Genomic DNA, 26,749 nt, shown 5'->3' with positions numbered 1-26,749 from the left:
ATGCTAGGGTTTTCGAGAGGAGTGGCTGGAAAACGGAGACAAATGCGCACCGAGAACATCAATCGGAAGTTCAAACTGCATGACGAGCGCCGATTGGCCGCACAACTTCCGGAGCAGCTCCAGGGACTCGATGTCGTCGGTTTCGTCCGGGTCGATGAGTTTCCGGTGGAGTTGCTGAGCGCTTTCGGTGAATTCGCGAGCGGCAGTGTCGCACCGCATTCCCGGATCTACCGCAATGCCCAGCCCACTCGTATCGATGCCTGGTTGCTCGACCTGCTGCGTCAAGCGCGGATCGGCGATCGCTTCTTCCTTCGCACCGGCCTGGAATACTTTCCGTGGGCGGATTGCCGCGTTCTCGATCATCGCTGGCTGGAATCTCTGCGCCGGGTGATCGGTGCGAATCAGGGGTTCATCGCGCACGACAAGAACTCGGCGGCCCTCTCGATCGGCGGCCAGTACGAAATGCTCGGTTTCTATCGCGGCGTCGGTCTCGATCCGGCCCCGGCGGCCCCGCCGGTGGAAACGGCCCCGCCGATCGCCGCCACCACGGAGGTCATCCCGGCCCCGTCCGCCGACCCCGAACCCGTCACCACTCTGATCGCGCGCGTCCCGCCCCCGCCGGACCCCGACTCCGAACCGGACACCGGCCGGCAACTTCCCTGATCACTGGGCGTACGGCTCGGTGCCCGATCGTGAAGCGCCGCTGACGAACCGGGGTAGTCCCGCCTCGCCGATCGGTTCCGCCGCGGAATCGTCGAATGCGATGCGGCCGACCTCCCCGCATCGGGCACCGGCTGATCCGCGTCCGCCCGGCACCCCGCCATGTTCACTCGCCGCCGAGAATCGCCACGCCGATCTCGGCGCTGATCGACTCGCGTGGGAGGACCGTGAGGTCCGGATCGGATTCGTGGAACTCGGCTCGCCGGGGTCGGCACACCGATTCGTGCGCTCGGGCTGAGGCTGCCCGGAGACGGTAAGGCCGAATGCGACTGTCGTGACCCGGCGGCCGGTCTGCGGGCGGCCGCCGGGTCACGTCAGCGCGGGCACGGTCAGATCTTGCGGATGACCGTGACGACCTTGCCGAGAATCTGGGCGTCGTTACCCGGAATCGGCTCGAACAGGGGGTTGTGCGGCATCAGCCACACCTGGGAACCGGTGCGCTTGAACGTCTTCACGGTGGCCTCGCCCTCGATCATGGCGGCCACGATGTCTCCGTTGTCGGCGACGTTCTGCTGGCGCACCACGACCCAGTCGCCATCACAGATGGCCGCGTCGATCATGGATTGACCCACGACCTTCAGCAGGAACAGCGAGCCCTCGCCGACCAGCTCGCGCGGCAGCGGGAACACGTCCTCCACGGCCTGTTCGGCCAGTATCGGGCCACCGGCCGCAATCCGGCCCAGGACCGGAACGTAGGTGGGGGTCGGGTGCTGACCGGAGTCGTCCGCCTCGGTGCGTACCGCGCGTAGCTTCGACACGCCGTCCGTGGCGCGCAACGCCGTCTCGTCCAGGCCTCGAACATCCACGGCGCGCGGACGATTCGGGTCGCGGCGCAGGTACCCCTTACGCTCCAGGGCGCGTAGTTGGTGTGCAACCGAGGAAGTGGAGGTCAGCCCGACGGCATCACCGATCTCGCGGATGCTGGGCGGATAGCCACGGTCACTCACCGAGGACCGGATGACGTCCAGTACTTTGCGCTGCCGGACCGTGAGATCCGTGCCGTTGCCGGATGTTTCGATGCCGTCTCCGGCGAGACCGACAGGTCCGTTGTCACCGTCTGCGCCGCCGTGTTCGCTCACCGCCGCCGTCCTCCGTTCACTGCTGTGTCTCACCGGAATTCGTTCCTTCGGAACCAGTGCCTCGACTGTAGACCGCGCACGGCCGGTGATCAAACATCTGTTCGACGCATGTCGCGTGGATAGCTGACATTGTCGGTCCGGCGTGGTAGAAATTCGAACATCAGTTCTTCGAACACATGAGCGAGTCACACGTCCAGAGTCAACCGGTCTCTCAGCATGGAGGTTTGTTCGATGCGCACTGTGGTCAGCGAATTCGACGCCATCACACGTGATGAATCAGCCACGCCCGGAAGCGATCTCGGCTTCGACAGCATCCCGCGGGAACTGCGCTCGGGTCGTGCTCCCGAGCGTGTCTCCGGTGTGTCGTGGCATCTCGACGCGGGCCACCGTCCCTGCCGCGCGCGCGTGCGTCCGGTGGTCCGCGAGCACGAACGGGCGCTGCTGGGCCGGATCATCGACCGGCCCGCCATCGTCCGCGCGCGCGGCATGCATCCGCTCAGCCGGGTGCAGCGCGCCCAGGTCGGCTTCGCCTCGCTCGCCGTGGCCGCCCTCGTGAGCGCGCTGGCGGTCACGGGCCTGCTCGGCCTGGCACAACTGCGCGCCGGTGATGTCGGCACCGCGACCACCCCGGTGGTCCAGCTGGTGCCCGCTCCCGCGCGTTAGCCGGAGCGAGGCTGGGGCGTTTGCCCCGGTATAACCGGTTCGACCCGGGTGAGATTCGCGCGATGGCGCACGGCCGAAGGTGCGGCCGTAAATGTTGATTGAAAACTGAAACGCGTTGCTAGCGTGCCCCCTGATGTGACAGAGGCAACAGTCGCGCCGGCCCCTGGTGGACCGGCGCGCGTCGTAACAGGGGACCGAATGACGCAGGGCAACAGTGGCGGACGGGGCAGTGGCGGTCGGGGCAGCGGTGGGCACAGCCGGCGTGGGCACAGCAGCGGTGGGCACAGGAGTGGTGGGCACAGGAGTGGTGGATCACGACGGGTATCGGTGGTCATTCGGCTGGCGGGAATCCTGCTCTGCCTGATGCTGGGGTCGATGTCCGCACCGGCGGCGCACGCCGAGGGCGCGTACACCGCGTATCTCGATCTGCCGTCGACCAATGGCGACGGCTCCGGGGGCGGCGGCCTCGATCCCGCCCTGCCACTGGATCCCGCGGAACTTCGCACGGCCCTGGACCAGGCGCGCGCGGCGGGCGTGGCGCCACAGCGCTACGCCACCCTCCTGCACCAGTACTGGCTGAGCGTCGCGACCTCCAATGCCGGTATCGACCTGGCGGCATGGGAGCCCGAACGCGGCGTGCCGGCCAATTCCGCCACCTTCGTCCAGGTCTACGTGAACTATCTGCGGCTGAACAACGCCCATCCCGACTACTACTGGCTGGGCCTGGCCGGGCTGGCGGGCGGATCGTTCGCCTCGGGCTTCTTCGATATGGGCGATGTGGCCTCGATCATCTCGGTGCCGGGCATCCATCAGCTCGGCAGCGCCGTCGCGGACCTGCTGCGCGGCACGCCCCCCGAACTGCTGAACCTGCTGCCCACCGACCTCCGGCTGCTGGGCACCGAGGGGGAGCGGCTCACCGCCGCGGACCTGACCTGGTTCCAGACGCGGCTGATGATCATGCAGAAGCACATCTTCATCGACCAGGTGCCCATGCACGAGGCGTTCGCGGCCGAAGGACTCGCCGGTGTCGAGGAGATGTACCGAGCCGGCGTGCTGGATCTGAACGCCGTCACCGCGTGGCGGGAGATCGCCGAGGGCACCCCCGAGGGCCTCGCCGACGCCGCCCTGCGCATGACCGACCGGGAGCAGAATCAGATCATCGCCGACCAGTGGGACGTCACCTCCCAGGGGCGCGGGGTCATGGGCCGGGTGATGACCTATGTCAGCACCATCGCGGGTAAGGCGGCCGTTCCGGGCGTCCGTGCGCCGGGCGTGTTCGCGCCCGTCACGATCAGCGTGGGCTCCCTCTCCCTGCGCGCGCCACTCCCGAACTTCAACTGGGCTGATCGCGATACCCGCTGGCACTACATCACCAATGACCTGCTGCCCCGCTACCTGGAGCTCTCGGCCGACCAGGCGGTCGCGAGACCTGTTCTCGCCGAACCGTTCTCGGCGAAACTGGCGCAGGGCCGAATGCTGGCGCGGCTGCCGGATCTGCTCGCCGATCTGACCGCGCAATGGCAGCTGACTAGCTGATTTACGGCCGATGAACCGGGCGGGCGCACAATGACCGCGTCCGTCCGGGTATCCTCGAGGTTGCTGTGGACCCCAGGAATCGACGAAGGATCCCGGATGCATTGCCCGTACTGTCGTCACCCTGATTCTCGGGTGGTCGACTCCCGTGAGGCCGAGGAAGGCACCGCCATCAGAAGGCGGCGTGCCTGTCCCGAGTGTGGGCGACGGTTCACGACGGTCGAAACGGCGATCCTGTCGGTGGTCAAACGCAGCGGGGTCACCGAGCCGTTCAGCCGCGAGAAGGTCATTCGCGGTGTGAGCCGCGCCTGCCAGGGCCGCGAGGTCGACTCCGATGCGCTCAACCTGCTCGCGCAGCAGGTGGAGGACGCGGTGCGCGCCAAGGGCGCGCCGGAGGTGCCCAGCCACGAGGTCGGGCTGGCCATTCTCGGCCCGCTGCGCGACCTGGACGAGGTGGCCTACCTGCGTTTCGCCTCGGTGTACCGATCCTTCAGCTCCGCCGAGGATTTCGAGCGAGAGATCGCCGAACTGCGCAAGCACCGCGAGGAGCATGCGGTAGGCGTCGCCGCCGACTGATCGGCGCCGTCACCGAGAGCCCCGCCCCGCACCCGTACTCGGTTGCGGGGCGGTGTTTTCGGGTGAACTCCGTGTCCCGATGTGCGCTGGCGTCCGGCGACTTCGGGTGAGCGAGCGGCGGGCCCGAATGTGGCTGGCGCTCAGCGCTTCTGGGCGGGCGGCTTGCGCGCGATGTCGATCGCCTTCTCGATGCGCTTGGCGGACACCGGATACGGCGTACCGAGCTGCTGGGCGAAGAGGCTGACACGCAATTCCTCGATCATCCACCAGATTTCGGTGATATCGCGGCCGTGCTTGCGGCCCTCCGGTAGCGAGGCGAGCAGTCGTTCGTACACCGCGTGCACGCGATCGAGCTCGATCATGCCCTGCCGGTCGCGGTTCGCGGCGGCGGGCAGCGCCTCCAGCCGCAGCCGGGCGCCCTCGAGATAGCGCGGCACCTCCCGGAGCCGGACGCTGCCCCATTCGGAGACGAAGCCCCGGAACACCAGCTCGTCGAGCTGGTGGGTGACATCCTCGGCGGCGTCGCGATCGCGGGTGTCGGCCAGTGCGGCCCGCACCCGGTGTGCCTCGGCCAGAACCGGGACCACCGAGCGCACGATACGAACGACGGTGTCGGAGAACTTCGGCCGGACCTTCTCCACGAGCGCCTTGAACTGCTCCGGGGTGCGTACGGGTCCGCCCGCCGCGGCGATCAACTCGTCGGCGGCGCTCGCGCGGCAGTCCTCGAGCAGCCCGTCCAGCGAGCCGTACGGATTCTGGCTCAGCGCAAGGCGATCCGCGGGTGGCAGTCCCGCAGTGACGGCGCGCGCGGAGGTGGGCAGCGCGTTCAACAGCAGCGCGCGGGTGCCCGTCCGCATGGCCGCGGCCTGCTCACCGGGAGAGCTGAGCACGCGGACCGCGACGCCCCCGCCCTCGGAAACCAGTGCGGGATAACCGGTGATCGTCTGACCGCCGACCTGCCGGCGCACGGTGGGCTCGAGCGTGCCGAGCGATTCGGAGGTCCACACCGCCGCCGGTGCGCGTTCGGAGGCGGCGGTCGCGCGCGCCACCGACTTCGACACCTGCGCCGAGAGCCGGGTTTTCAGCGCGGCCAGACTCTTGTCGCGGTCGACGATGGCGCCCGCGCCGTCGGTCACCGCATAGGTCATGCGCAGATGATCCGGCAGCGCCGCCGGGTCCATATCGTTGCCGTTGATGGTGACCGAGCCCAATCGGGTCAGCTCCCGGGACAGACCGGTGCGCAGCGGTTCGGCGCGCGGCGTCAACTGCGCCAGCGCGGCCTTCGCGAAGTCGGGGGCCGGAACGACCATGCGCCGCAACTGCTTCGGCAGGGTCTTGATCAACGCCCCGGCCAGCTCCTCGCGCATGCCGGGCACCAGCCAGTCGAAGCCGACCGCCCGCACGTGCGCCAGCTGAGCCACCGGAATGTGCACGGTGACACCGTCATCGGCATTACCCGGCTCGAATTGGTAGGTGAGCGGAAAACTCAGCTCGCCCTGTCGCCAGCTGTCGGGGTACGCGGTCGGATCCAGCAGCGCCGCATCCTCGTTCACGATGGTGGACGCGGTGAAGTCGAGCAGCTCGGGATCCTTGCGCTGCGCCTTGCGCCACCAGGAATCGAAGTGCCGCACCGACACCACGTCGGCCGGGACGCGCTTGTCGTAGAACTCGAAAAGCACCTCGTCGTCGACCAGGATGTCGCGCCGCCGGGCCCGATGTTCGAGATCGGCCACGTCCTCGAGCAGTTCGCGATTGCGCGCGAAGAACTCGTGCCGCGTCTGCCATTCGCCCTGCACCAGCGCATGGCGCAGGAACAGCTCGCGCGACAGCTCCGGATCGATTCGTCCGAAGTCCACTCGGCGTTGGGTGACCAGCGGAATGCCGTACAGCGTGACCCGCTCGTAGGCGAGTGCCGCACCACGTTTGGCGGACCAGTGCGGTTCGGAATAGGTGCGCTTGACCAGATCCCCGGCCAGCTGCTCGGCCCATTCGGGTTCGACCCGCGCGACCATCCGCCCCCACAGCCGGGAGGTCTCCACCAGTTCGGCGGCCATCACCCAGCGCGGCGGTTTCTTGGCCAGCGAGGACCCGGGGAAGACCATGAACTTCGCATTGCGCGCGCCCAGGAACTCCCGCGACTCCGCTTCTCGCACACCGATATGCGAGAGCATGCCGGCCAGCAGCGCCTGATGGATCGACCTCACGTCCCACGGCAGCGACTCGTCCGCCTCGGCGAGTTTCGCGGTCAGCGCGGAAAGTCCGCCTCGGCCCCCGCCGGGTTCGGGTGTGCTGGGTCGTTCGCGCTGACCCGAGCGCGAATTCCGGTCACCGCCGCCGTCGGCCCCGGATCCGTTCGCCCGGGAGTCGGCGGCCTCGTGCCCGGCCCCGGTCGAGTTCCTGCCGGAACCCCGCCGACGCCGTCCGCGTCCGCCCCCGGCCTCGCGCTCGCCGCCCGATTCCGTCGCACCGCCAGTGTCGTCGTCGCCCCGGCGTCCGTCGGACTGCTCGTTGCCGCCGGTCCAGCCCAACCCCCGCGTGATGGTGCGCAGCTGACCGTGTAGGTCCTGCCATTCGCGAATGCGCAGGTAGTGCAGGAATTCATCGCGGCACAGTCTGCGGAACTGGTTGGAGGACAATGCTTTGCGCTGATCCCCGAGGTACTCCCACAGTCGCAGGAACGCCAGGAAGTCCGAGCCCTCGACGATGAAGCGGGCGTGCTTGGTATCGGCCGCCTGCTGGAATTCCACCGGTCGCTCGCGCACGTCCTGGATCGAGAGCGCCGCGACGATGATCAGCACCTCGGGCAGGCATCCGGTGCGGTTGGCCTCCACCAGCATGCGGGCCATGCGCGGATCCACCGGGATCTGCGCCATCTCTCGGCCGATGGGCGTGAGAGTCAGTCCGGCGTCGGGGATTTCGCGGTCCGGCTGCGCCTCGCCGCGCCGGGCCAGTGCCCCGAGTTCCTCGAGCAGCGCGATGCCGTCGCGAATGGCCCGGTTGTCCGGCGCCTCCACGAACGGGAAGCTCTCGATGTTGCCGAGCCCCAGCGCGGTCATCTGCAGAATGACCGCCGCGAGATTCGTGCGCAGGATCTCCGGTTCGGTGAATTGCGGCCGGGACTCGAAATCGTCCTCGGAGTACAGCCGGATGGCGATGCCGTCGGCCACCCGGCCACAGCGGCCCGAGCGCTGGCGCGCCGAAGCCTGCGAGACGGGCTCGATCGGCAGACGCTGCACCTTGGTGCGCATGGAGTACCGCGAGATGCGCGCGGTGCCCGGATCGATCACATAGCGGATGCCCGGCACGGTCAGGGAGGTCTCGGCGACGTTGGTGGCCAGCACGACCCGGCGGCCGGTGTGCGCGGAGAACACCCGATGCTGTTCGGCCACCGACAGTCGCGCGTACAGCGGCAGGATCTCGGTGCGCGGCAGTTTCAGATCCCGCAGCGCGTCGGCGGTGTCGCGGATCTCGCGTTCGCCGGACAGGAACACCAGGATGTCCCCGTCGCCCTCCTGCTGGAGTTCGCGCACCGCGTCGCCGATGGCGTCGGTGGGATCGCGGTCGACGATCCGGGTGTCCTCGTCGTCGGGATCGTCGGAGGCCTGCGGGACCTCGAGCGACAGCGGCCGATAGCGCAGCTCCACCGGGAACGAACGCCCGGACACCTCGACAATCGGTGCGGGCGCGCCCTTCTCGTCACTGAAGTGCCGAGCGAAGAGCTCCGGATCGATGGTCGCGGAGGTGATGATGAGCTTGAGGTCCGGCCGCTTGGGCAGCAGCTGCTTGAGGTACCCCATCAGGAAGTCGATGTTGAGGCTGCGCTCGTGCGCCTCGTCGATGATGATCGTGTCGTATCGGCGCAACAGTCGATCGCGCTGGATCTCCGCGAGCAGGATGCCGTCGGTCATCAACTTGACCAGGGTGCGATCGGAGGCGTGGTCGGTGAAGCGGACCGTATAGCCGACCACATCGCCCAGTTCGGTGCCCAGTTCCTCGGCGATGCGCTCGGCCACCGTGCGCGCGGCCAGTCGCCGCGGCTGGGTGTGGCCGATGGTGCCGCGAATACCGCGTCCCAGTTCCAGGCAGATCTTGGGCAGCTGGGTGGTCTTGCCTGAGCCGGTCTCGCCCGCGACGATCACGACCTGGTTCTCGGCGATGGCCGCGGCGATATCGTCGCGGCGCGCGGAGACCGGCAGTTGTTCGGGGTACCGGATCGCGGGTACGGCGGCGCGCCGGGCGTCGACGCGGCGAGACGCGGTGTCGATCTCGGCTTCGAGGGCGGTGAGGTCTTCGCCGCGGGCCTTGTCGAGTCGGCGACGCAGGCGGTATTCGTCACGAATCGACAGCTCGGCCAGGCGGGTGCGAAGCTCGCGAACGGTAGCGGCGGTCCTGGTCATTGCACCGTCAAGCGTAGCGAAGTCATTGCCCACCGCGCGCGGCGCGGTCGTGCGGCGCGTTCCCGAGGGCTTGCCGGATGTGTGCTGTATCGGCGTATCGTCCCCGTTTCGGGCGCAGGTCGTGCGACCATCTGGGCATGAGCAGCGCTGGAACGCCATGGTGGATTCGTGGACTACGCATCGCGTTCGCGGTGCTCGCCATCGTCGCGCTGGTATGGATCCCGATCCGCAGCATCGACGATCCGTACTACTCGATGACCAATTTCTTCAGTTACTTCACCATCGAGGCGAACATTCTCGGCGTGATCGTGCTGCTGGTCGGGGGCCTGCGAGATCCGGCCGGCCGGGGCTGGCAGGCGCTGCGCGGCGCGGCCACGCTCTACCTGCTGATCACCGGCATCGTCTACGCGGTGCTGCTGGCCGATGTGGACGTCATGCTCACGGACCGGTGGATCAATATCGTGCTGCACCGGCTGATTCCGATCGTCATCGTCGCCGACTGGTTGCTGATCGCCTCGGGCCTCCGGCTCTCGGCTCGGCTGATCGGCGGTTGGCTGGTGTTCCCGTTCGTATACGGCGTGTACACGCTGATCCGCGGGCCGATCGTGGATTGGTATCCGTACCCGTTCATCGACCCCCGAAATCAGGGGTACGGCAAGCTCACCATCGGGCTGATCGTGATGTTCGCGCTCTTCGCGCTGCTGGCCGCGCTGGTGGCGGCGATGAGCGGCGCGGTACCGCGCCTGATCGGGCGCGGTGAGAGTCGTTCTCCGGCAAGCTAGTCCGCTCGCGCGTCAGAGTTCCCTGGTCATGAAGACGCTGTGCGGGTCCTCGGTGTAGTCGGCGAAAGGCCCGCGATGGGTGAAGCCGTGTCGTGCGTAGAGCCGGACCGCGGGCGCGTAGAACTCGGACGCACCGGTCTCCAGACTCAGCCGCCGATACCCGCGCTCGCGCGCCTGCTCGATGATGTGCCCCAGCAGCAGCGCGGCCGCCCCGCGTCCCTGCCGTGCCGCGACCGTGCGCATGGACTTGATCTCGCCGTGGGTGGGATCGAGCTCCTTCAGCGCCCCGAAGCCCGCCAGTTCCGTGCCGTCCCAGACCGACCAGCAGGTGACCTCGGGCTTGCGCATACCGTCGAGATCCAGCGCGTGCATGCTGTCCTCGGGGGAGTTGTCCAGCATCTCGGCCACGTGCTCGCGCAGCAGTTCGATCACCTCGGCCCCGGTCAGATCCTCGACGACAATGCGCATGCGCCCAGGCTATCGATACCGTCCGGTCGTTCGGCGGGCCGCCTGTGCGCGGTGTGCGCGATCAGTTCGGAGTGACGGTTGCCCACCGGCGCGAGACGGTGCCGATATGGACGAGACGGTGCCGATATGGATCAGAAGGTGCGGCACCCCGGGTGAATCGGAGCTCCGGCGAGCCGTTCACCCAGATAGTCCAGCACGGCGGGCAGCTCGGCGACGGCGGCCGGGGCGTGCTGGGGGACGTCCGTGCGGTGGTAGGTGACCGACGCACCGGCCGCACAGTATCGGTCGACGAGGCTGTCGGTGGCGTCGATGGGCAGTGCGTCGTCGAGTGTGCTGTGCCAGGCGTACATCGGTGCGGTCGGGACCGCCTGGCCCGGATTCTGCTGTGCCGCTGCGATAACGAGCGCCGGGACGGTGCCCGGGTCGGTGGAGCCGGTGGTGTCGGTCAGGCGAAGGTACGCGGTGTCGGCCACGGTCTGCTGTACGCACTGGTTGCCGGCCGTCGTGATCGCCGCCCGCCCGGCATCGTCGAAGTGATCCACGATGTTCAGGTCCGGCCGCAGACGGTCCAGGGCCGCGGTGGCGAAGACGGCCAGGCCCGCGTTGGCGGTCCCGTTGTCGTGCCGGATGCCCGCGACGAGATCGGCCGGAATACCGCCCGCGGCGAAACCGGTGACGTTCAGTTCCGGTGCGTACCCGGGCTGGATCTCCATCATCGACACCGTGGCGAACGCGCCGCCGGAATAGCCGAACGCGGCGACCGGGGAATCGGCCGCGAGTCCCGCCGGTGCGAAGGCCAATGCGGCACGGATACCGTCCAGCGCGCTGTGCGCCTCCTGCGCGCGATCGAGGAATCGTTCCTGCGGCCCTTCGTAATCCGAGACGACCACCGCCCAATTGCGTTGCAGCAGTAGCGCGGTCAGCGGGCCCTCGCTGGTCTGATCGTTCTGCGCGCCGGGTTGGTAGCCCGACCGCAGCATGTACGAGGAGGCGCACTGCACTCCGAGGCCGTCCTCGGCCATCTGATAGCTCACCACCGGACGCGCGCCCGCTCCGGTCCACGGCAGGCCGGGGACCAGCACCGTGGTGACGCCGGTGGTCGCCGCGCCGCGCGCATCGCTGGACCTGTACTGGATCTGCCACACCGAGATCGGCAGCGGGAGGCCGAACAGCGCCGATTCCCGGGATCGCAGGATCGCGCCGTCGGGGTAGGAGTCGAGGTCGGGTGGCGTCGCGTAGAAGGGGTCCAGGTCGGGAGTGGCGACCGTGGTGTCCGCGGGTGCGGCGAGCGCCGGGTTGCCGGTCGCGAGGGTGGCGGCCATCGCCGCGGCGCACAGTCCGCGAAGCACGAAGGCGTGGTGCTGGTTTCGGGTGTTCATGGACGAATTCCGTTCGATGGCAGGGCGGCGACGGTGCGGTCGTGCCGGGTGGGACGGGGGAGGACGAGTGTCACTGCCCCGGTGGGGATGTCAGCGCGGCGTTGTCACCGATCGCGGTGACGATGTCCGGCCACAGGGCTCGCGGCAGTTCGTGGCCCATGCCGGGGAACACCGTGAGCGTGGACCCGGGGATCGCGTCGTGCAGCACCCGGGCGAACCGGGAGTCGATCAGTCGATCGCCGTCGCCGTGCAGGATGGTGGTGGGAATCGCTATGTCCCGCAACGCCTCGGTGTGATCGGGGGACGCCGTGACCGCCGCCAGGTGCCGCACCGCGCCGTCCGGGTCGTAATCGCGGTCGTACATCAGGCCGCCGAGTTCTCGCAGCCATTCGAGGTCGCGAGGATAGGCCGGCGAGGCGCACGGGGCCTCGTTCAGCACGTAGAGCTCGATCGCCTCGTCGCGATCGCGGGCGCGCGGCAGTGCGAAACGCTCCTGGATCACCGTGTTCGCCTCCTTCGCGCCCAGGGCGTCGCGGCTGATCGGCGCGGTATAGAGCAGAGCCAGTGTCCGCACCAGATCGGGCCGGGTGCGCACCAGCTCCTGAGCGATCATGCCGCCCATCGACTGCCCCACGATGTGTGCGGATTCGATGCCGAGCCGGGTCAGCAGTCCGGCCAGGTCGTCGGCCATGTCCGCGAGCTGGTATCCGCCCTCGGGGAACTTCTGGGAGAGCCCGACGTCGCGATTGTCGAAGCGCACGACGCGGAAGCCGAGTTCCGCGATCCGCGCGCACAATCCCGGCTGCCACCCCAGCAGCTGTGCGCCCATGCCCTGCACGAGCACCAGTGGCGGCCCGTCGGGGTCGCCGAGGGCGTCGTAGTACAGGCGCACTCCGGCGGGTGTGCTGATGTACGGCATAGGACTGCCTTTCCGTGTGGAGGGTCAGCGGATCGAGCGGATCCGCATGATGACGAGCCCGGCGGCGAACGCGCACACCGCGCCGAAGACGAAGAGGGCGACATAGCCGCCGAACCAGGCGATCAAGGCCCCGGCCAGCGCCGAGGACAGGATCTGCGGCAGGCCGGTGGCGACGGTCAGAATCGCGAAGTCGCGGCCCTGATTGTTCTTGTCCGGCAATACGAGTGACATGACGGCGAGATCGACGGCGAAGTAGCTGCCGATGAAGGCCCCGGACAGGAACGCGTAGACGAGCATGCCGGTCCAGGTCGGGCTCACGATCGGCACGAGCATCGATGCGCCGAGTCCGGCGGAACTGATGCCGACGAACAATTTGCGCCGATCCAACCGGTCCGCGAGCCATCCGGCGAACACGGCGACCGCGGTCCAGGTCAGCACCGAGATCGTGGACAGCGTGCTCACCGCGATCGCGACGTCACCGCGTGGGAGGTTCGCGGTGCCGATGTGGTCCTGGAGCGCGTAGAACAGGTAGCCGCTGACGGTGAAATAGGCCAGGGACAGGGTGGCCCTGCTCAGGAAGGCGAGCCGGAAGTCCCTGCTGCCGAACGCCTGGAAGAACGCGCGCACGGAATCCGCGGTGCGGGCCGCCGGTGCCCTGCGATGGAATGCGTTGGTGGAGGGTGCTTCTCGTGCGCCGAAGACCAGCGCGACGGTGGTGCACAACAGCCCGAGTCCGAGAATCGCGTAGCCCCAGACCTGTTCGGTGCGGCTGGCCACGTTCACGCCGAACAGGATTCCCACGGGGGTGCCCAGACCGATCACCGAGGAGGCGAGTCCGCGGCGCTCCACCGGCACCCGATCGGGCAGGACCGCCGTGAGCGCGCCCTGATGGAAGTTCGCCGTGAACCAGACGATCACGTATCCGATGGTCAGGGTGAGAATCGTGGTGCTCGAGCCCATGCCGAGCAGCAGGAGCATCGAGAGCGCGGACATCAGCAGCAGCCAGGGGGAGCGCCGGCCCAGCCGCGATGCGGTGCGATCGGATATCGCGCCGCCGATGGGCAGGGCCAGCATCGAGGAGATCGCGGCCAGCGTGGTCATCACCGCGAGCGTGGCGACCTTGGATCCGGGATCGAGTGCCTCGACCTGTGCCGGGAGCAGGATCTGCTGGATCCCGTTGAAGACCGCGCACAGCGCCGTGGTCGCCGGGAGCAGAAGGGTGAGCAGTCGGCCGAGCCCGTCGGAGCGAGCGTGTGTGGCCGGAACCTGCGCGTCGAGCATGGTTTTCCCTCGATTGACGAACGAGCGGATCGCGTGATCGCCGCGATCCGGGGATCGTGACCCCAGTCACTAATACGTATTAGTGGAGGTTAGCCGCGAGCTCTCAGCGGCGCAATAGACTCGTCCGAACACGAGCGTGGGGAGTGAGATGGCCAGGGTCACGAGCAAGGACGTCGCACGCGAGGCGGGGGTGTCGCAGACGACGGTGAGTTTCGTGCTCAACGCCCGCAGTGACCAGAGCATCCCCGCCGAGACGCGCGACGCCGTGCTGGCGGCCGCGAGCCGGCTCGGCTACGTACCCTCGGCCGCCGCTCGTTCGCTGCGTAGCGGGCGCAGCAATGTGGTGCTGTGCGTGCTGCCCGATTTTCCGGTCGCGCAGGCGATGGAGGAATTCAAGATCACCCTGAGTCACGTGCTCGGCGAATCCGGCTACGCCTGCGTCTTCATGCACGGCGACGACACCGCCCGGCCGCTCGCGCAGCTGTGGCAGCACGTTCAACCCGCGGTCGTGCTCGCCTTCGGCGCGCTGTCGTCCGCTGATGTGCGGTCCCTCCGCGCTACCGGAATCGCCCTGCTGGACAACGTGTTCGAGTCCGAGTTCGTGCGAGCGGCTGGGCTCGACCAACACGATGTGGGACGCATGCAGGCCCTGCACCTGATCGAACGCGGGCACGCGCGAATCGGATTCGCCGCGGTCGAGGATCCGCGTGAACGCGCCTTCTGCGCGCCGCGACTCGAAGGGGTCCGGGAGGTCTGCCGCGCACACGGGCTGCCCGCGCCCGCGGTCGCGACGGTGCGGTATCGCGAGGACGGCGCGCGAGCCGCCCTCCACGCCTGGAGCGCGGCCGCGGTCACCGCGATCGCCGCGTTCAACGACCTTGCGGCCCTTGCCGTTCTGGCCGCCTGCCGGTCCGGGGACATCGCGGTGCCCGGCTCGATGGCGATCATCGGCGTCGACGATATTCTCGCCGCCTCGCTCACCGATCCGCCCCTGTCCACCATCGCCATCGACCTCGACGTTCCGGCGCGCACTCTCGCCGCGCGAATCCTCGAGCTCGCAGGATCCGTCACAGCACCGCGAGTCGGAGCGCCTCAGCGGCCGGTCTGGACCCTGATCGCCCGGGAATCCACCCGGTGAGCCGAAACGCCGCAGAGCCGCTCGCGAGCGCTGTGCAGCGGCGATATGCGCAGAGTTCGGGTGCCGTGTGCGGTCGTCGATTCCTCCGAGTGGGCACACGCACACCATCGACAAGGAAAACCGCCACCCTGCTCGGTTGAATGTGCGCCTACGCGCTGAACTGTGATCGCGCGGGCTTCGGCGTCGATCTCGTCCCAGGCGTCGAGTCTCATGGCGATGCGCCGCAACACCATCGACGTACCGCCCGCGAGCCATGGTTGCGGAGTCGCGACGGCCCAGGGTGTCTGCTCCCGGTGGATCGCATCGGAGCCGAGGAGTCAGCGGTCTGCGACCAAGGTTGCTGCGCGAAGCACGAATCCGCCGGCCTCGAGATTGCCGGGCGGGGCATGGCTGTGCCGGGCGGCGCGGGAACGTCCGGCATGGGCGAGAGTCGTGCGATCTGTTGCCGGGTCGAGCCCGCGTGTCTGGAGATTCGGTGCGGGACTGGATCTTGCGGGGTTGTGATCTCGGTTGCGGTGTAGTGGGGGCGGGGTTGGTGCGAGCATGGAGGAGGAACGCTGTGGGCCGCTGAGAGGTGGTGGGGTGTGGTGACATTCGTGCTGGAGTACGGGGCATTGCGGTGGGGGGCCGTGGCGGCGTTCGTGGTGGCGGCGGGGATCGTGCTGGTGCGGCTCGGGGGAGCGCGGGCGGTGGTGATCGGGGCGCGGCCGGTGGGTGGGGTGGGGGAGAGAGCTCTGGGGGCGATGGCGGGGCCGGGTACCGCGGTGCGGTCCATGGCGGTGGGAGCGGGAGTGACCGGTGGGCGGGAGCTGGTGTCGGTGCATCGGGGGTGGGTGGCCGATCGGGAGTCCGATGCGGCTCATCTGGTGATGTGCCTGGTGATGCTGGCCATGCTGGTGTTTCCGGCCCAGGTGGATGCTCGCGCGGTGCGCGGGGTGCTCACCGCGATGACCGTGGCCTACGTGGCATTGCTGGTGGGGCGAATTATGCAGTGGCGGAGCGTGTTCGGAGACAACGCCGGTGCGCGTCGAGGTGACGGCGGCACGGTCGCGAGGACAGACCGGACTCCACGCGGCATCGGAATCGGTGTGCGAGGCGACCGGACCGCGCGTGATGCCGTGAGCCGAGCGGGAGCGCCGATGCCGGGGGAGGGTGTCGTGGCATTCGGCTACCACGTGCTCGCGGCATTGGCGATGTTGTACGCGATGAGTGGGCATATGGGGACGCAGGAGATGGCGGGCATGCACGGTGGCGGGCCGGCGCCCGGGGTGATGGCGGCTTTGGCGGGGTTGTTCGTGGCGGATGCGGTGATCATGGCGGTGCCCGCCGTACGGCGGATGTTGCGGCACGTGTTCCCCCATCCGGTCGGAGTCGGCTCGGTCGCCGTGGTGCCCCATCTGGTGATGGACCTCGGAACGGCCTTCATGCTGGTGGCTGCCGCTGTCGGATGAGGTAGGGCGATACCTGTGCGCGGCCGTCGATGCGGTGGCGGGCATATCTGCGCCGGTTGCCGGTGTGGGGTGAAGGCGATCATGTCGAGGCCCGGGGGATCCGCGAATGCGGGACGGCGACTGTCATTCCGGCGGCGTCGCCGGAGCCGGAGCGACCGCTGATTTTGGCCGGACGCGACTCGGTCGGGCGCGGGTTGCGTGCCTGGTGATGGAGACGGCAACTCGCCGGGATCGGGGGGTCGTTCGAGCTGTTCAGCTTCGTGGTGGTTCGATGGTCAGGTGATTTTTCGGCTTTGCCCGGATGGGCGGCCGGTCTCGGTGTGATGGAGGTGCTTGATGGGTTCGCTGTGGCATGGCTTCGCCGATATGGGCGCGGTGGAGCGCGATGGAGCATTCGTGGTGGCGCGCGGTGACGGCGCCTATATCTGGGACGAGGCCGGGAATCAGTACCTGGACGCGACGGCCGGGTTGTGGTTCACCAACGTCGGGCACGGCCGGCGCGAGATCGCCGATGCGGTCGCCAAACAGCTGACCGACCTCGCGCACTACTCGAACTTCGGCGACCTGGCCTCGCCGGTACTGCGTGATCTGGCCGAGCGGCTCGCCGCCATCGCGCCGGTGCCGGGCAGCAAGATCTTCTTCACCTCGGGTGGCTCCGACGGCATCGACACCGCCGCCAAGCTGGCGCGCCGCTACTGGCACGAGGTGGGCCGTCCGGACAAGACCATCGTGGTGGGCCGTCAGAAGGCCTACCACGGTATGCACGTCGCGGGCACCGCGCTCTCGGGCCTCGCGCCGAACCGTGAGGGCTACGGCGAGTTCATGCCCGACGCCCGCACCATCGAGTGGGATCAGGCCAAATCGCTGACCGCCCTGATCGAAGAGGTCGGCGCGGAGCGGATCGCGGCGTTCTTCGCCGAGCCCATCATCGGCGCGGGCGGCGTGTATCTGCCGCCCGAGGGCTACCTCACCGAGGTCCGCCGGATCTGCCGCGACAACGACATCCTGTTCGTCGCGGACGAGGTCGTCACCGGTTTCGGCCGCATCGGCGGATCCTGGTTCGCCTCTTCACGTTTCGACCTCGAGCCGGACATCATGACCACCGCCAAGGGCCTCACGTCGGGCTACGTCCCGATGGGCGCGGTCTTCGTCGCCCCGCGCATCGCCGAGCCGTTCTTCTCCGGCGGCGTGTGGTGGCGGCACGGCTACACCTACGGCGGCCACGCGGCAGCGGCGGCGGCGGCCGTCGCCAACCTCGACATCATCGAGCGCGAGAACCTGCTCGAGGCCAGCAAGAACCTGGAAGCGCTGCTGCACGAGCACTTCGCCCCGCTCGCCGATCACGCCCGAGTCTCCGAGGTCCGCAGCGGCCTGGGCGCGGTCGCCGCCATCCAGCTCGCCGACCCCGCCGAAGCCCTCGGCATGGTCAAAACCCTCCGTGCACACGGTGTCTCGACCCGCGCGGCCGGTGCGGGCGCCCTGCAGATCTCCCCGACCTTCGTCATCACCGAGGCACAGGTGGCGGAGATGGCCGAGCGCTTCGCGAAGGCGCTGGGCTGACCGAACGCCAGTGACCGAGCCGGAGCGCAACCGGCCGGCCGGACTCGAGGGCCCGCGGACCGTTCGATCGGTCCGCGGGCCCTCGGGCTTTCCGCATACCGTGAGAATTGGGGGCGCGACCTCGCCACCCCCGGTGCGTACCTTGGAGATTCACCACTTCTCGTTCTCGGGCGCCGCTCATGACTCCACTCCGGCTGGAATCCTCGAACTTCCGCGATCGCCGCCGCTACCGCCGCGCACTGCGGATCACAGGTCGTGGGCATGCCCTGGCGACCGCGCTCTGCTCGCTCCCGGCGGCCACCTTGCCAGGGCTGGTGCTCTATCGGATCGGCGCAATGATCGGGTGCGGGCTCGAGATCGTTCTGGTCGCCGCATGGCTGCTGTCGGGACTGTGGTGGACGAGGCCCACGGCGCTGCTGGAGATCAACGGCGCGACCCGGGTGTACCGGGGCACCACCACCGGCACTCGAAAGCTGTTCCAGGCGTGGCGAGAAGTGGCTTCGGCCGCCGGAGTTCGCGCCACGAAGTACACGATGTGGGTTCAGCACGATCGCGACATTCGTGCCACGGCTGTCGTGGGGCGCTCTGCGATCGTCGTGTCGAGCGCGGCGCTCGCGCAGCTCACCCGGGCGGAGTTGCAGGGTGTACTCGGTCACGAGCTCGGTCACCATCTCACATCGGCGGCATCGCGATGGCTCGAGCTCCTCACCTGGTACTCCCGCCCCTTGATGACGGTCATACGGCTGCCGCGCCGGTGGAGGACGTGGTACCTGAAATACGCGGTGCGCCACGAACCGAGCCGGATCGAGTGGATCGCCGGGCGCTACCTCGCATTGATCACGGCGGCCGGTGTTGCCGTCTGTGTGATGTGGTCGATCGGGCTCGAGTGGTCGATCGTGTTCGGGATCCTGCTGGTCGTTCAGGGGGTGATCCGGCTGCTACTGCATCACCACGACGAATATCGGGCGGATCGGGTCAGCGTCGATCTCGGATTCGGTCCCGGTCTCCGAACCTGCCTCGTGCGAGCCGGTGACGAGGACGCTGAGCGGATGGAAAGGTGGGGATTCACCGGGCCGATGGAAGCGAAGGTCGTCCTGAGCATGGAGGCGTTGCTCGGCACCCACCCGCTCATCGAGAAGCGAATCCGCGTCGTGGACTCCCGGATCCGCGCCCGTGATGCCGCTGGGTGCTAGATCACTACCGGGTGGTCGGCTACCACGCGCCCGCCCAGGCGGACCCAGCCGTCGGAGTCCCATTCGGTGAAGATCTGAGAACCTTTGCCCTGCACGATTTTCAGGCCGCGGCGCAGGTTGGCGGTGAGGGCCACGGCGGCGGCGCCGGTGGCCTCGTCTTCGGGAATTCCCATGGAGGGGGCGAACATTCGGGTTCGGACGGAGCTGCGGGCCTCGTCGCTCCAGTGCCAGAGATAGTGTGCGCCCTCGGCGAAGTCGGCGGGATCGAGGGTGGCCATCTCCTCGGCGCTGCCGAACTCGTGGAAGGTGAACTTGGGCGCCCATTCGGACCGGGCGCGAATCCAGGTCAGGCCGTCAGTGAGGGTGACGTCGACCGGGCCGGCCGCGACATCGAGCACCTTGATCGGCTGGCCCTGCATGGCGAGCCACCAGGCCGTGCCGACGGAGGGGTGACCGGCGAACGGCAGTTCCACGGTGGGGGTGTAGATGCGCATGGCGGCGCGGTCCTCGGCCGGGGTGTCGACCACCACGGTCTCGCTGTAGCCGATGCGCGCGGCCAGAGCCTGATGATCGACCGCGACCACGTCTTGCGCACGGGCGATGCCCAGGAGATTGCCGTACCGGCCGGCCGCGTCGGTGAACACGCGGACGACCTCGATCTGTGTGCCATCACTTTCGGGAGTGCCCATTGGGACGAGCTTACCCATGGTTACCGAACGACGGGAGGCCCGCATGTGGCGAGCATGTCCTGCAGCGCGCTCTTCTCGGTGGGCTGCACGGTGAGGTCCCAGCGGGCCTTGACCGCGACCCAGCGGCGCGCGTAGTCGCATCGGAACGCCTCGCGCGGCTTCCACTGGTCCGGGGTTTTCGAGCCCTTGTCCTGGTTGGCCTGCTTCTGCACGGCCAGCAGATTGCCGATGTCGTTGGCGAACCGCTGACGCTGCTGCGCACTCCACTGCGAGGCTCCCGAACGCCAGGCGTCACCGAGGGCGACCACATGGTCGATCTCGATATCGGAGGCCTTGAACCGGTCGTACGACAACCGTTCACCGGCATACGGATCGTTCAGCGTCCCCGAGAGCACCATGCACGAATTGCTCTCGGCCAGGCGGGTTTCCGTCAGATCTCGCTTCATGACCGTCTCGCGCGCGGTGCATCCGTCCGCGAGCGCGGCCTCGCCGCCGCGTCCGGACCAGCCGGGGCCGAAGGCATCGCGTTCGTAGGATTCCCAATTGCGATTCCAGGCGACGGTCAGTCGCTCGAGGTCCGCGCGCGCACCCGCTATATCGGGCAGCCTGGTGCCGGTGGGATCGGCGGCCACAGGCCTGGAATCGGTAGGTTCCGCCCGATTGAGCCACAGGGCGATCGCGGCGGCCCCCACGGCGATCAACACCACGGCTGTGGAGGAGAATCTGCGCCACCGCCGCCGGGCGGTCGTCCGCGGTCGCTTGGGCATGCGGGGGATTCTAAGGGCGAATTACGGACGAAACGGTCATCGTTGCCAACCGGTGACCCGGTTGCAGCTAACAGTCGGCAAGCGATATCGATGCCACCGGAAACGGCGAAAAGGGTCGTGCACCTGGTCAGGTGCACGACCCCTTCGAGTTCATCCGCACGCGGCGGATTCCGGGACTCAGACCGTTGCGCCGGCCAGAATCTCGGTGGACTCCACGGCCTGGGCCACGCCCGCCACGATCGCGGCCACACGCAGCGATTCGAAGATCACCTCACGCGAGACGCCGGCCTCGCGCAGGGTGTGCTCGTGCGCCTCCAGGCAGTGCGCGCAACCGTTGATCGAGGAGACCGCGAACGACCACAGCTCGAAGTCGGCCTTGTCCACGCCCGGCGTGCCGATGATCTGCATGCGCAGACCGGCCCGCAGGTCGTCGTAGCGACCACCCAGGAAGGCCTTGCCCCGGTAGAACACATTGTTCATGCCCATGATCGACGCCGCGCCGAGTGCGGCGTTGTACGCCTCCGCCGACAGGTTGTCGGCGGCCTCGGCGGCGATCTCACGCAGCGTGGTGGCGGACCTGCCGGCAGCAGCGGATGCCAGCAGGGTGCCCCACAACTGCTGCTCGTTCAGCACGGTGGTGCGCGCGATCGAGGAGAGGTTGAGCTTCAGATCCTTGGCGTACTCGGGAAGCGAGTTCTTCAGGTTCTCGATGGTCACAGCGTGTACTCCTAGAGCGAATTCCCTTGGCGGACTTGTCAGACGGAGGCGGTCAGCAGCTCGCCGGCGTTGATCGTCGGGTCGCCCTTCTTCCAGTTGCACGCGCAGAGCTCGTCGGACTGCAGGGCGTCGAGCACGCGCAGCACCTCGTCGACGTTGCGGCCGACGGAACCGGCTGTCACGGAGACGAACTGGACCTCGTTGTTGGGATCCACGATGAAGGTGGCACGGTCCGCGACGCCGTCGGCATTGAGAACGCCGGTGGCCGTGGCCAGTTCACGCTTGAGGTCGCTCAGCATCGGGAACGGGAGGGTCTTGAGCTCCTCGTGCTGGGCACGCCACTGGAAGTGCACGAACTCGTTGTCGACCGAGGCGCCCAGCACCTGCGCGTCGCGATCGGCGAACTCCTCGTTCAGCTTTCCGAAGGCGGCGATCTCGGTCGGGCACACGAAGGTGAAGTCCTTCGGCCAGAAGAACACGATGCGCCACTTGCCCGCGTAGTCGTCGCTCGAGATCTGGGTGAAGTAATCGTCGGGCTGCTGAGCGTTCACCTTGGACAGATCACCGCCGATGACAGCCTTGAGGTTGTAGGCGGGGAACTGGTCGCCGATGGTCAGCAGGGCCATGCTTGCTCCTCTTTCGTAGTCGAATCGATCGTGTCGTGACTCCGCAAACGATCTTGTCCCATACCTGGATAAAAGGTAAAGGTGATCGGTCGCACTATACTGATAGGCGTGACTGATCAAACTTATCAGCCAACCCTGTCGCAGCTGCGTGCGTTCGTAGCCATCGCCGAATATCGCCATTTCGGGACCGCCGCAGCGCGGTTGAACGTGAGCCAACCCACGTTATCGCAGGCACTGGCATCACTGGAAAACGGACTCGGGCTGCAGCTGATCGAGCGCAGCACGCGACGGGTGCTGGTCACGCCCGCGGGCAATCGGCTACTGCCGCAAGCCATGGCGACGCTCGAGGCGGCTGACCGTTTTGTCGCGTCCGCGGCCGGTTCCGGGCTGGGCGGCACCCTGCGCATGGGCATCATCCCGACGGTCGCGCCCTATGTGCTGCCCGCGCTGCTGCCCGAATTGCGCCGCGAGCTCCCCGCGTTGGTACCGCACGTGATCGAGGATCAGACCTCGCGGCTGCTGGACGGGCTGCGCTCGGGAGTGCTGGACGTGGCGCTGATGGCCCTGCCGGCCGACGCGTCCGGGCTGGTGGAGATTCCGCTCTACACCGAGGAATTCGTGGTGGTGGTGCCGCGCGGGCACGAATTCGCCGGGCGGGAGGATCTGCGGCCGAAGGATCTGGACGCGGTGCCGCTGCTGCTGCTCGACGAGGGGCACTGCCTGCGGGATCAGACCCTGGATCTGTGCCGGTCGCACGACGCGCATCCGGGCGCGGTGGGGGACACTCGCGCCGCCTCGCTCGCGACCGTAGTGCAGTGTGTGGCAGGCGATCTCGGTGTGACGCTGATTCCCGAGATGGCGGTCGCCGCCGAAACATCGCGCGGCACACTGGATATCGCGCACTTCGCCGCACCGGCGCCCGGACGCACCCTCGGGCTGGCATTCCGCGCCTCCACTGCGCGCACCGAGGACTACGAGCATCTGGCGGCAATCATTCGCGCGCAGCGGCCGCAGAGTCCCTCGACTCCACGGTGATGACTCGTTAGGGCCTGCGGTGACATATCCCTCCGGGCGGAACATCGCCGAGAATGCAAGCGCCGTCACTCCCGCACCTGCGCGGTTGCGTGGCCAGGAACCCTCTGGGACGCTCGGGCGATGCGGATTCACCATCTGAACTGCGGCACCATGGCTTTCGGCCTGGTCGACCACTGCTTGCTCATCGAGACCCGGGATTCACTCGTTCTCGTCGACACCGGATACGGTCTCGGCTGCGTGCGCGACCCGGGAAAGATGCTGGGCGTGAGCCGATTCGTGCTGGGCGCCAAGTTGCGGGAGTCCCAGACGGCGGTGCGGCAGATTCAGGCGCTGGGCTACGACCCGCGCGACGTGCGGCACATCATCCTCACGCATCTCGATCTCGACCACTCCGGCGGCCTGTCCGACTTCCCCGAGGCGACGGTGCACGTGCACGGCCCCGAATTCCGGGCCGCCACCGCCACCCCCACCTTCTCCGAGCGGCTGCGCTATCGCGCACAGCAGTGGGAGCACGGGCCCAAATGGATGGTCAACGAGGTGGAGGGCGGCGAGGACTGGTTCGGCTTCACCACCGTGCGTGATCTGCCCGGACTGCCGCCGGAGATCCTGGTGGTCCCGCTGGCCGGGCATACCCGCGGCCACGTCGGCGTCGCGGTGGACAGTGGGCGCGGCTGGCTGCTGCACGCCGGTGACGCCTTCCTGACCGAGAGCTCGATCGATCCGGAGCAGCCCAAGACCCCGTTCTTCGTCAAGCTGTTCGAGTCCGGAGCCATCGTGGGCGACGCCCATCGGGAGAACCAGCGGCGACTACGTGAGTTGAATCGGGCGCACAGCCATGAGCTCACGATCATCAACTCGCACGATGCGGCGGTGTTCGCGCGATTGGCCGGGCGGTGAGCATCGGGGAACGGGTCCCGCGCCGCTGGGCGCGCCCGCGTTCGCCACACGCGGGCGATCCGCTGTTCGTCTACGGCACACTGCGATTCCCCGAGGTCCTGAACGAATTGATCGGGCGCACACCGGAACTCGAACCCGCACAGCTGCCCGGCAGGCGCGCGGCCGCACTGCCCGGTCGGGTCTACCCGGGACTGGTGATCGCGACCGGCGCTGTGGCGCAAGGCTTTCTGCTGCACGGCCTCACCTCCGCCGAGTGGGAAATCCTGGATGCGTTCGAGGACGACGAATACGATCTGCAGCCGGTCTGCGTGCACGCGGGCGAGCGGGAGCTCTACGCCTGGACCTATACCTGGCTCGATCCGGTCGCACTCGAACAGTGGTCGCCCGAGCGTTTCGCCATCGAGAATCTGCCGGACTACCTCGGGAGAACTCGTGCGTGGCGGCGGGGCTTGTTCCTGCCGAGCGGAGCCGTATGACACGGAGCGCACCGGCGCGGGGGACCGTGACTGCGGGAACACCACGGCCTTGCCGGTTCGACGGTGACTCTCGCCCAGATTCGACACAGGCCCTCGTCGATATCCCGCCGCGGAGCCCGATCGGCAAGATCGCCGAACGCGAATCACGTTCGCAATAAACGAATCTCACCGATCGGGCAGCCAAGGGTGCGGTCGCTACGAGTCGAGTTGGAAGGTATCCGGAGCGGAACACTCGACTCCGAGGGGGTCCGACCCCGTGACGTTGTAGCAGATGGGTCCATCGGGTCGCGAGCCCGTGTTGTCGGTCAGTGTGACGGTCGTGCCGCTGTCGTCGGTCGCATGGAAACTGAACGGGTCCCGCGCCTGGGAGAGGTCGATCGCGGGAGCGGGGCTCAGCAACTCCGCGTTCTCGTTCCACGCCCAATATCCGTGGTCGGGATCCCGGATATAGACGGGGTCGCCGAACCGGATGGGTGTTCCGGCCCGGCCCTCGACCAGGGTGATCTCGTATGTCGATCCGGACGTATAGGGCCGCAGGTTCGCGGTGTCCCACGAACTCATCTCGTAGTCGTTCGAGAGCGGAAGACCATCGATTTTCCGACTTGTCAGATATCCGCCACGGTCGGTGATATCGCGGAACGTCATGCTGTCACCGGATTTCAGGATGCCGCCGGAACTGTTGCGCACGTATCCGCCCCTGGGTTCGCTGATATCGAACTCGATATTCGCCCAATCGGATTTGGGCCGTCCGGCTGACTTCTTTCCTTCGAATCCGCTCGGGACGGAGATATCCGCGGTCGGCGCGGAGTGATGGTTGTACGGGTTCTCGAAGGTGCCCTTCACCGTTCCACCGTCCGGCGTCCGGTAGCTCACCTCGCCTTCTACGCCGAACAGCGACATCCGTTCCGCGTCCGCGCTCATGTACACCGTCGCACCGGGTGCGATCGTTTCGGGCGGTGCGGACCACCAGTTCCCGTGATCCAGCGGATCACTCGTCTTGGTGAGGGTTTGCGTCGTGGTGTTGGTGATCTTCACGCAGGTGACATTGTGTGCGTCACCGTCGATGTCGTACGTCGCGTCGCAGGAACCCCAGTCGGTCGGCGGATTCACCGGACCGACCGGGCCGGCATGCGCCGCCGCGATCGGTCCGGTGAGGAGGGCGGCGGCTGCCGCCGTCACGAACAGCGCGCTCGGGGATTTCTTGAACATATCGATTGCTCCTGGTGTCGGTACGGCTGAGGATTTCTTGATTCGTGGTGGCGCCGAGTGAAGAGTTGCCGTCGGTATGCTGCGGCCATGGAGTCGGACCGATTCGACGAACTGGATCGTCAGATCGCGCACGCGCTGTTCGTCGACGGCCGGGCGTCGTTCAGCCTGATCGGGGCCGTGCTCGGAGCGTCGGACAAGACGGTCGCGCGCCGATACGAGCGAATGCGGGCCGAGGGCGCCCTACGGGTGATCGCCCACAGCCATATGGAAATGCTCGGCCAATCCGTGTGGTTCCTCCGAATCGGTTGCGGGCCGGGTGCGTCGATACCGATCGCCGATGCCCTGGCTCGCCGACCCGACACGACCTGGGTGACGTTGATTTCCGGCGGCACCGAGGTGACCTGCGCGGCGCAGAACGACACGGACGAGAAGAGCACGGCGCTGATGATGACCAAACTGCCGCACACGCCCCGGGTCGAGAGCATCACCGCGCAACGCCTGCTGCATGCCTTCGCCATCGAGGAGATCAGTTTCATCGCCAAGCACGGTCCGTTGAGCGCCGATCAGATCACGGCGCTGCGGGCGGGGGTGCCGGCACCTACCGGCCGGGTGCCGCTCAGCTCCTTCGACCACCGCCTGCGTGCGCAATTGATCATCGATGGCCGCATGGACTTCGAGCGGCTGGCCAAGGAGTGCGGCAGTTCGCCGAGTACGGTGCGACGCCGGGTGGGAGAACTGCGCGAATGCGGGGTCCTCAATTTCGGAATCGAGCTCGACTGGCGGATGTTCGGGCTGTGCACCCGGGCGGGCCTGTGGCTCGATGTCGAACCGGCGCGGCTCGACGACATCGGTAAGGAGTTGGCCGGACATCGCGAGATTTCGTCGGTCTCGGCGACCACCGGTGCGACGAATCTTATTGCGAGCGTGGTCGTTCCGGATGATCGGGCATTGTACGACTACTTGTCCGGTGTGATCGGGTCGCTCGCGGGTGTCACCCGCTACGAGAGCGCGCCGGTGGTCCGCATTCTCAAGCAGCGTAGGTACGCCGCGTGAGTCGCGACCAGATCGGGATGCTGAACCGCGTTGCGCCCGAGGTGGTCACGATGGCGCGCGGGGTCATGGTGACGACCTGCCCCGGTGCCGGAACCACGCAGGGTGCGCCGTTGCCGCCTGTCGTGTGAGTATCGCCGCCGG

General features: G+C 67.8%; 25 protein-coding genes. 14 read left to right on the top strand and 11 right to left on the bottom strand.

Features of this window, described 5'->3' with window-relative positions:
* The first annotated feature begins 42 nt into the window (after positions 1–42).
* Entirely contained in the window at positions 43–663 is a 621-nt protein-coding gene (locus NJ1_RS29400) for a hypothetical protein (protein ID WP_067700400.1), read from the top strand.
* 386 nt (positions 664–1,049) lie between these two features.
* On the opposite strand, the gene lexA is transcribed toward NJ1_RS29400, so the two are convergent.
* Positions 1,050–1,739: a transcriptional repressor LexA gene (gene lexA, locus NJ1_RS29395; protein ID WP_067700561.1), complete on the bottom strand. Its 690-nt coding sequence runs from the start codon at positions 1,737–1,739 to the stop codon at positions 1,050–1,052.
* A gap of 291 nt (positions 1,740–2,030) precedes the next feature.
* Between lexA and NJ1_RS29390 the strand changes: the two genes are divergently transcribed.
* The 3 genes from NJ1_RS29390 (at position 2,031) to nrdR (ending at position 4,571) form a co-directional block, all read left to right on the top strand.
* A complete protein-coding gene (locus NJ1_RS29390; protein WP_157574321.1) occupies positions 2,031–2,462 on the top strand; it encodes a hypothetical protein in 432 nt (143 codons plus the stop codon).
* Positions 2,463–2,789: 327 nt separating this feature from the next.
* Entirely contained in the window at positions 2,790–3,998 is a 1,209-nt protein-coding gene (locus NJ1_RS29385) for a hypothetical protein (RefSeq protein ID WP_245717632.1), read from the top strand.
* A gap of 96 nt (positions 3,999–4,094) precedes the next feature.
* Positions 4,095–4,571, top strand: coding sequence for a transcriptional regulator NrdR (gene nrdR, locus NJ1_RS29380; protein ID WP_067700394.1), 477 nt, complete (start codon positions 4,095–4,097; stop codon positions 4,569–4,571).
* A 140-nt stretch (positions 4,572–4,711) separates the two neighbouring features.
* Here nrdR and hrpA read toward each other — a convergent pair whose 3' ends face one another.
* Positions 4,712–8,968: an ATP-dependent RNA helicase HrpA gene (gene hrpA, locus NJ1_RS29375; RefSeq protein ID WP_067700390.1), complete on the bottom strand. Its 4,257-nt coding sequence runs from the start codon at positions 8,966–8,968 to the stop codon at positions 4,712–4,714.
* A gap of 137 nt (positions 8,969–9,105) precedes the next feature.
* Between hrpA and NJ1_RS29370 the strand changes: the two genes are divergently transcribed.
* Positions 9,106–9,750, top strand: a complete 645-nt coding sequence (locus NJ1_RS29370; RefSeq protein WP_067700387.1) for a Pr6Pr family membrane protein — start codon at positions 9,106–9,108, stop codon at positions 9,748–9,750.
* Positions 9,751–9,762: 12 nt separating this feature from the next.
* On the opposite strand, the gene NJ1_RS29365 is transcribed toward NJ1_RS29370, so the two are convergent.
* From NJ1_RS29365 to NJ1_RS29350, 4 genes are all read right to left on the bottom strand, one after another.
* Positions 9,763–10,218 carry a GNAT family N-acetyltransferase gene (locus NJ1_RS29365; protein WP_067700384.1) on the bottom strand — a complete coding sequence of 152 codons (456 nt, stop codon included), beginning with the start codon at positions 10,216–10,218 and terminating at the stop codon, positions 9,763–9,765.
* A 131-nt stretch (positions 10,219–10,349) separates the two neighbouring features.
* Complete coding sequence (locus NJ1_RS29360) at positions 10,350–11,597, bottom strand: lipase family protein (RefSeq protein ID WP_067700381.1); 1,248 nt, start codon at positions 11,595–11,597, stop codon at positions 10,350–10,352.
* A 70-nt stretch (positions 11,598–11,667) separates the two neighbouring features.
* Positions 11,668–12,516 (bottom strand): alpha/beta fold hydrolase, encoded by an 849-nt coding sequence (locus NJ1_RS29355; protein ID WP_067700378.1) that lies wholly within the window; start codon positions 12,514–12,516, stop codon positions 11,668–11,670.
* Positions 12,517–12,540: 24 nt separating this feature from the next.
* Positions 12,541–13,797, bottom strand: a complete 1,257-nt coding sequence (locus NJ1_RS29350; protein WP_067700375.1) for an MFS transporter — start codon at positions 13,795–13,797, stop codon at positions 12,541–12,543.
* Between the two features lie 148 nt (positions 13,798–13,945).
* Here NJ1_RS29350 and NJ1_RS29345 point away from each other — a divergent pair, with 148 nt between their 5' ends.
* The 4 genes from NJ1_RS29345 to NJ1_RS29330 all read left to right on the top strand — a co-directional run bounded on the left by NJ1_RS29345 (position 13,946) and on the right by NJ1_RS29330 (position 19,139).
* Positions 13,946–14,935, top strand: a complete 990-nt coding sequence (locus NJ1_RS29345; RefSeq protein WP_067700372.1) for a LacI family DNA-binding transcriptional regulator — start codon at positions 13,946–13,948, stop codon at positions 14,933–14,935.
* 584 nt (positions 14,936–15,519) lie between these two features.
* Positions 15,520–16,386 carry a DUF5134 domain-containing protein gene (locus NJ1_RS29340; protein WP_157574319.1) on the top strand — a complete coding sequence of 289 codons (867 nt, stop codon included), beginning with the start codon at positions 15,520–15,522 and terminating at the stop codon, positions 16,384–16,386.
* 336 nt (positions 16,387–16,722) lie between these two features.
* Positions 16,723–17,946, top strand: a complete 1,224-nt coding sequence (locus tag NJ1_RS29335; protein WP_067700366.1) for an aminotransferase family protein — start codon at positions 16,723–16,725, stop codon at positions 17,944–17,946.
* Between the two features lie 179 nt (positions 17,947–18,125).
* Positions 18,126–19,139 (top strand): M48 family metalloprotease, encoded by a 1,014-nt coding sequence (locus NJ1_RS29330; RefSeq protein ID WP_067700363.1) that lies wholly within the window; start codon positions 18,126–18,128, stop codon positions 19,137–19,139.
* On the opposite strand, the gene NJ1_RS29325 is transcribed toward NJ1_RS29330, so the two are convergent.
* The 4 genes from NJ1_RS29325 to NJ1_RS29310 form a co-directional block, all read right to left on the bottom strand.
* On the bottom strand, positions 19,136–19,828 hold the full coding sequence (locus NJ1_RS29325) for a PhzF family phenazine biosynthesis protein (RefSeq protein ID WP_067700360.1): 693 nt from the start codon (positions 19,826–19,828) through the stop codon (positions 19,136–19,138). The two genes, NJ1_RS29330 and NJ1_RS29325, sit on opposite strands and share 4 nt — an antisense overlap.
* Positions 19,829–19,848: 20 nt before the next feature.
* The gene (locus NJ1_RS29320) at positions 19,849–20,595 is read right to left on the bottom strand and encodes an HNH endonuclease family protein (protein ID WP_067700357.1); all 747 of its coding nucleotides are present in this window, start codon (positions 20,593–20,595) and stop codon (positions 19,849–19,851) included.
* A gap of 177 nt (positions 20,596–20,772) precedes the next feature.
* On the bottom strand, positions 20,773–21,312 hold the full coding sequence (gene ahpD, locus NJ1_RS29315) for an alkylhydroperoxidase, AhpD family (protein ID WP_067700354.1): 540 nt from the start codon (positions 21,310–21,312) through the stop codon (positions 20,773–20,775).
* A gap of 38 nt (positions 21,313–21,350) precedes the next feature.
* Positions 21,351–21,938, bottom strand: a complete 588-nt coding sequence (locus NJ1_RS29310; RefSeq protein ID WP_067700350.1) for a peroxiredoxin — start codon at positions 21,936–21,938, stop codon at positions 21,351–21,353.
* A 108-nt stretch (positions 21,939–22,046) separates the two neighbouring features.
* Between NJ1_RS29310 and NJ1_RS29305 the strand changes: the two genes are divergently transcribed.
* The 3 genes from NJ1_RS29305 (at position 22,047) to NJ1_RS29295 (ending at position 24,346) form a co-directional block, all read left to right on the top strand.
* On the top strand, positions 22,047–22,973 hold the full coding sequence (locus tag NJ1_RS29305; RefSeq protein ID WP_067700347.1) for a hydrogen peroxide-inducible genes activator: 927 nt from the start codon (positions 22,047–22,049) through the stop codon (positions 22,971–22,973).
* Between the two features lie 120 nt (positions 22,974–23,093).
* Positions 23,094–23,870, top strand: coding sequence for an MBL fold metallo-hydrolase (locus NJ1_RS29300; protein ID WP_067700344.1), 777 nt, complete (start codon positions 23,094–23,096; stop codon positions 23,868–23,870).
* A complete protein-coding gene (locus tag NJ1_RS29295; protein ID WP_218025283.1) occupies positions 23,867–24,346 on the top strand; it encodes a gamma-glutamylcyclotransferase family protein in 480 nt (159 codons plus the stop codon). The genes NJ1_RS29300 and NJ1_RS29295 overlap by 4 nt, the downstream gene beginning before the upstream one ends.
* Positions 24,347–24,541: 195 nt before the next feature.
* On the opposite strand, the gene NJ1_RS29290 is transcribed toward NJ1_RS29295, so the two are convergent.
* On the bottom strand, positions 24,542–25,555 hold the full coding sequence (locus tag NJ1_RS29290) for a hypothetical protein (protein ID WP_067700341.1): 1,014 nt from the start codon (positions 25,553–25,555) through the stop codon (positions 24,542–24,544).
* Positions 25,556–25,642: 87 nt separating this feature from the next.
* Here NJ1_RS29290 and NJ1_RS29285 point away from each other — a divergent pair, with 87 nt between their 5' ends.
* On the top strand, positions 25,643–26,608 hold the full coding sequence (locus NJ1_RS29285) for an Lrp/AsnC family transcriptional regulator (RefSeq protein WP_067700338.1): 966 nt from the start codon (positions 25,643–25,645) through the stop codon (positions 26,606–26,608).
* Entirely contained in the window at positions 26,605–26,736 is a 132-nt protein-coding gene (locus NJ1_RS40890; RefSeq protein ID WP_281202170.1) for a hypothetical protein, read from the top strand. The genes NJ1_RS29285 and NJ1_RS40890 overlap by 4 nt, the downstream gene beginning before the upstream one ends.
* Positions 26,737–26,749: the final 13 nt, after the last annotated feature.

Source organism: Nocardia jejuensis NBRC 103114, assembly GCF_001613145.1.
In the GTDB taxonomy this organism is placed as follows: domain Bacteria; phylum Actinomycetota; class Actinomycetes; order Mycobacteriales; family Mycobacteriaceae; genus Nocardia; species Nocardia jejuensis.
Note: the sequence above shows the minus strand (reverse complement) of the source record. Positions and strands in the feature narration are given on the sequence as shown.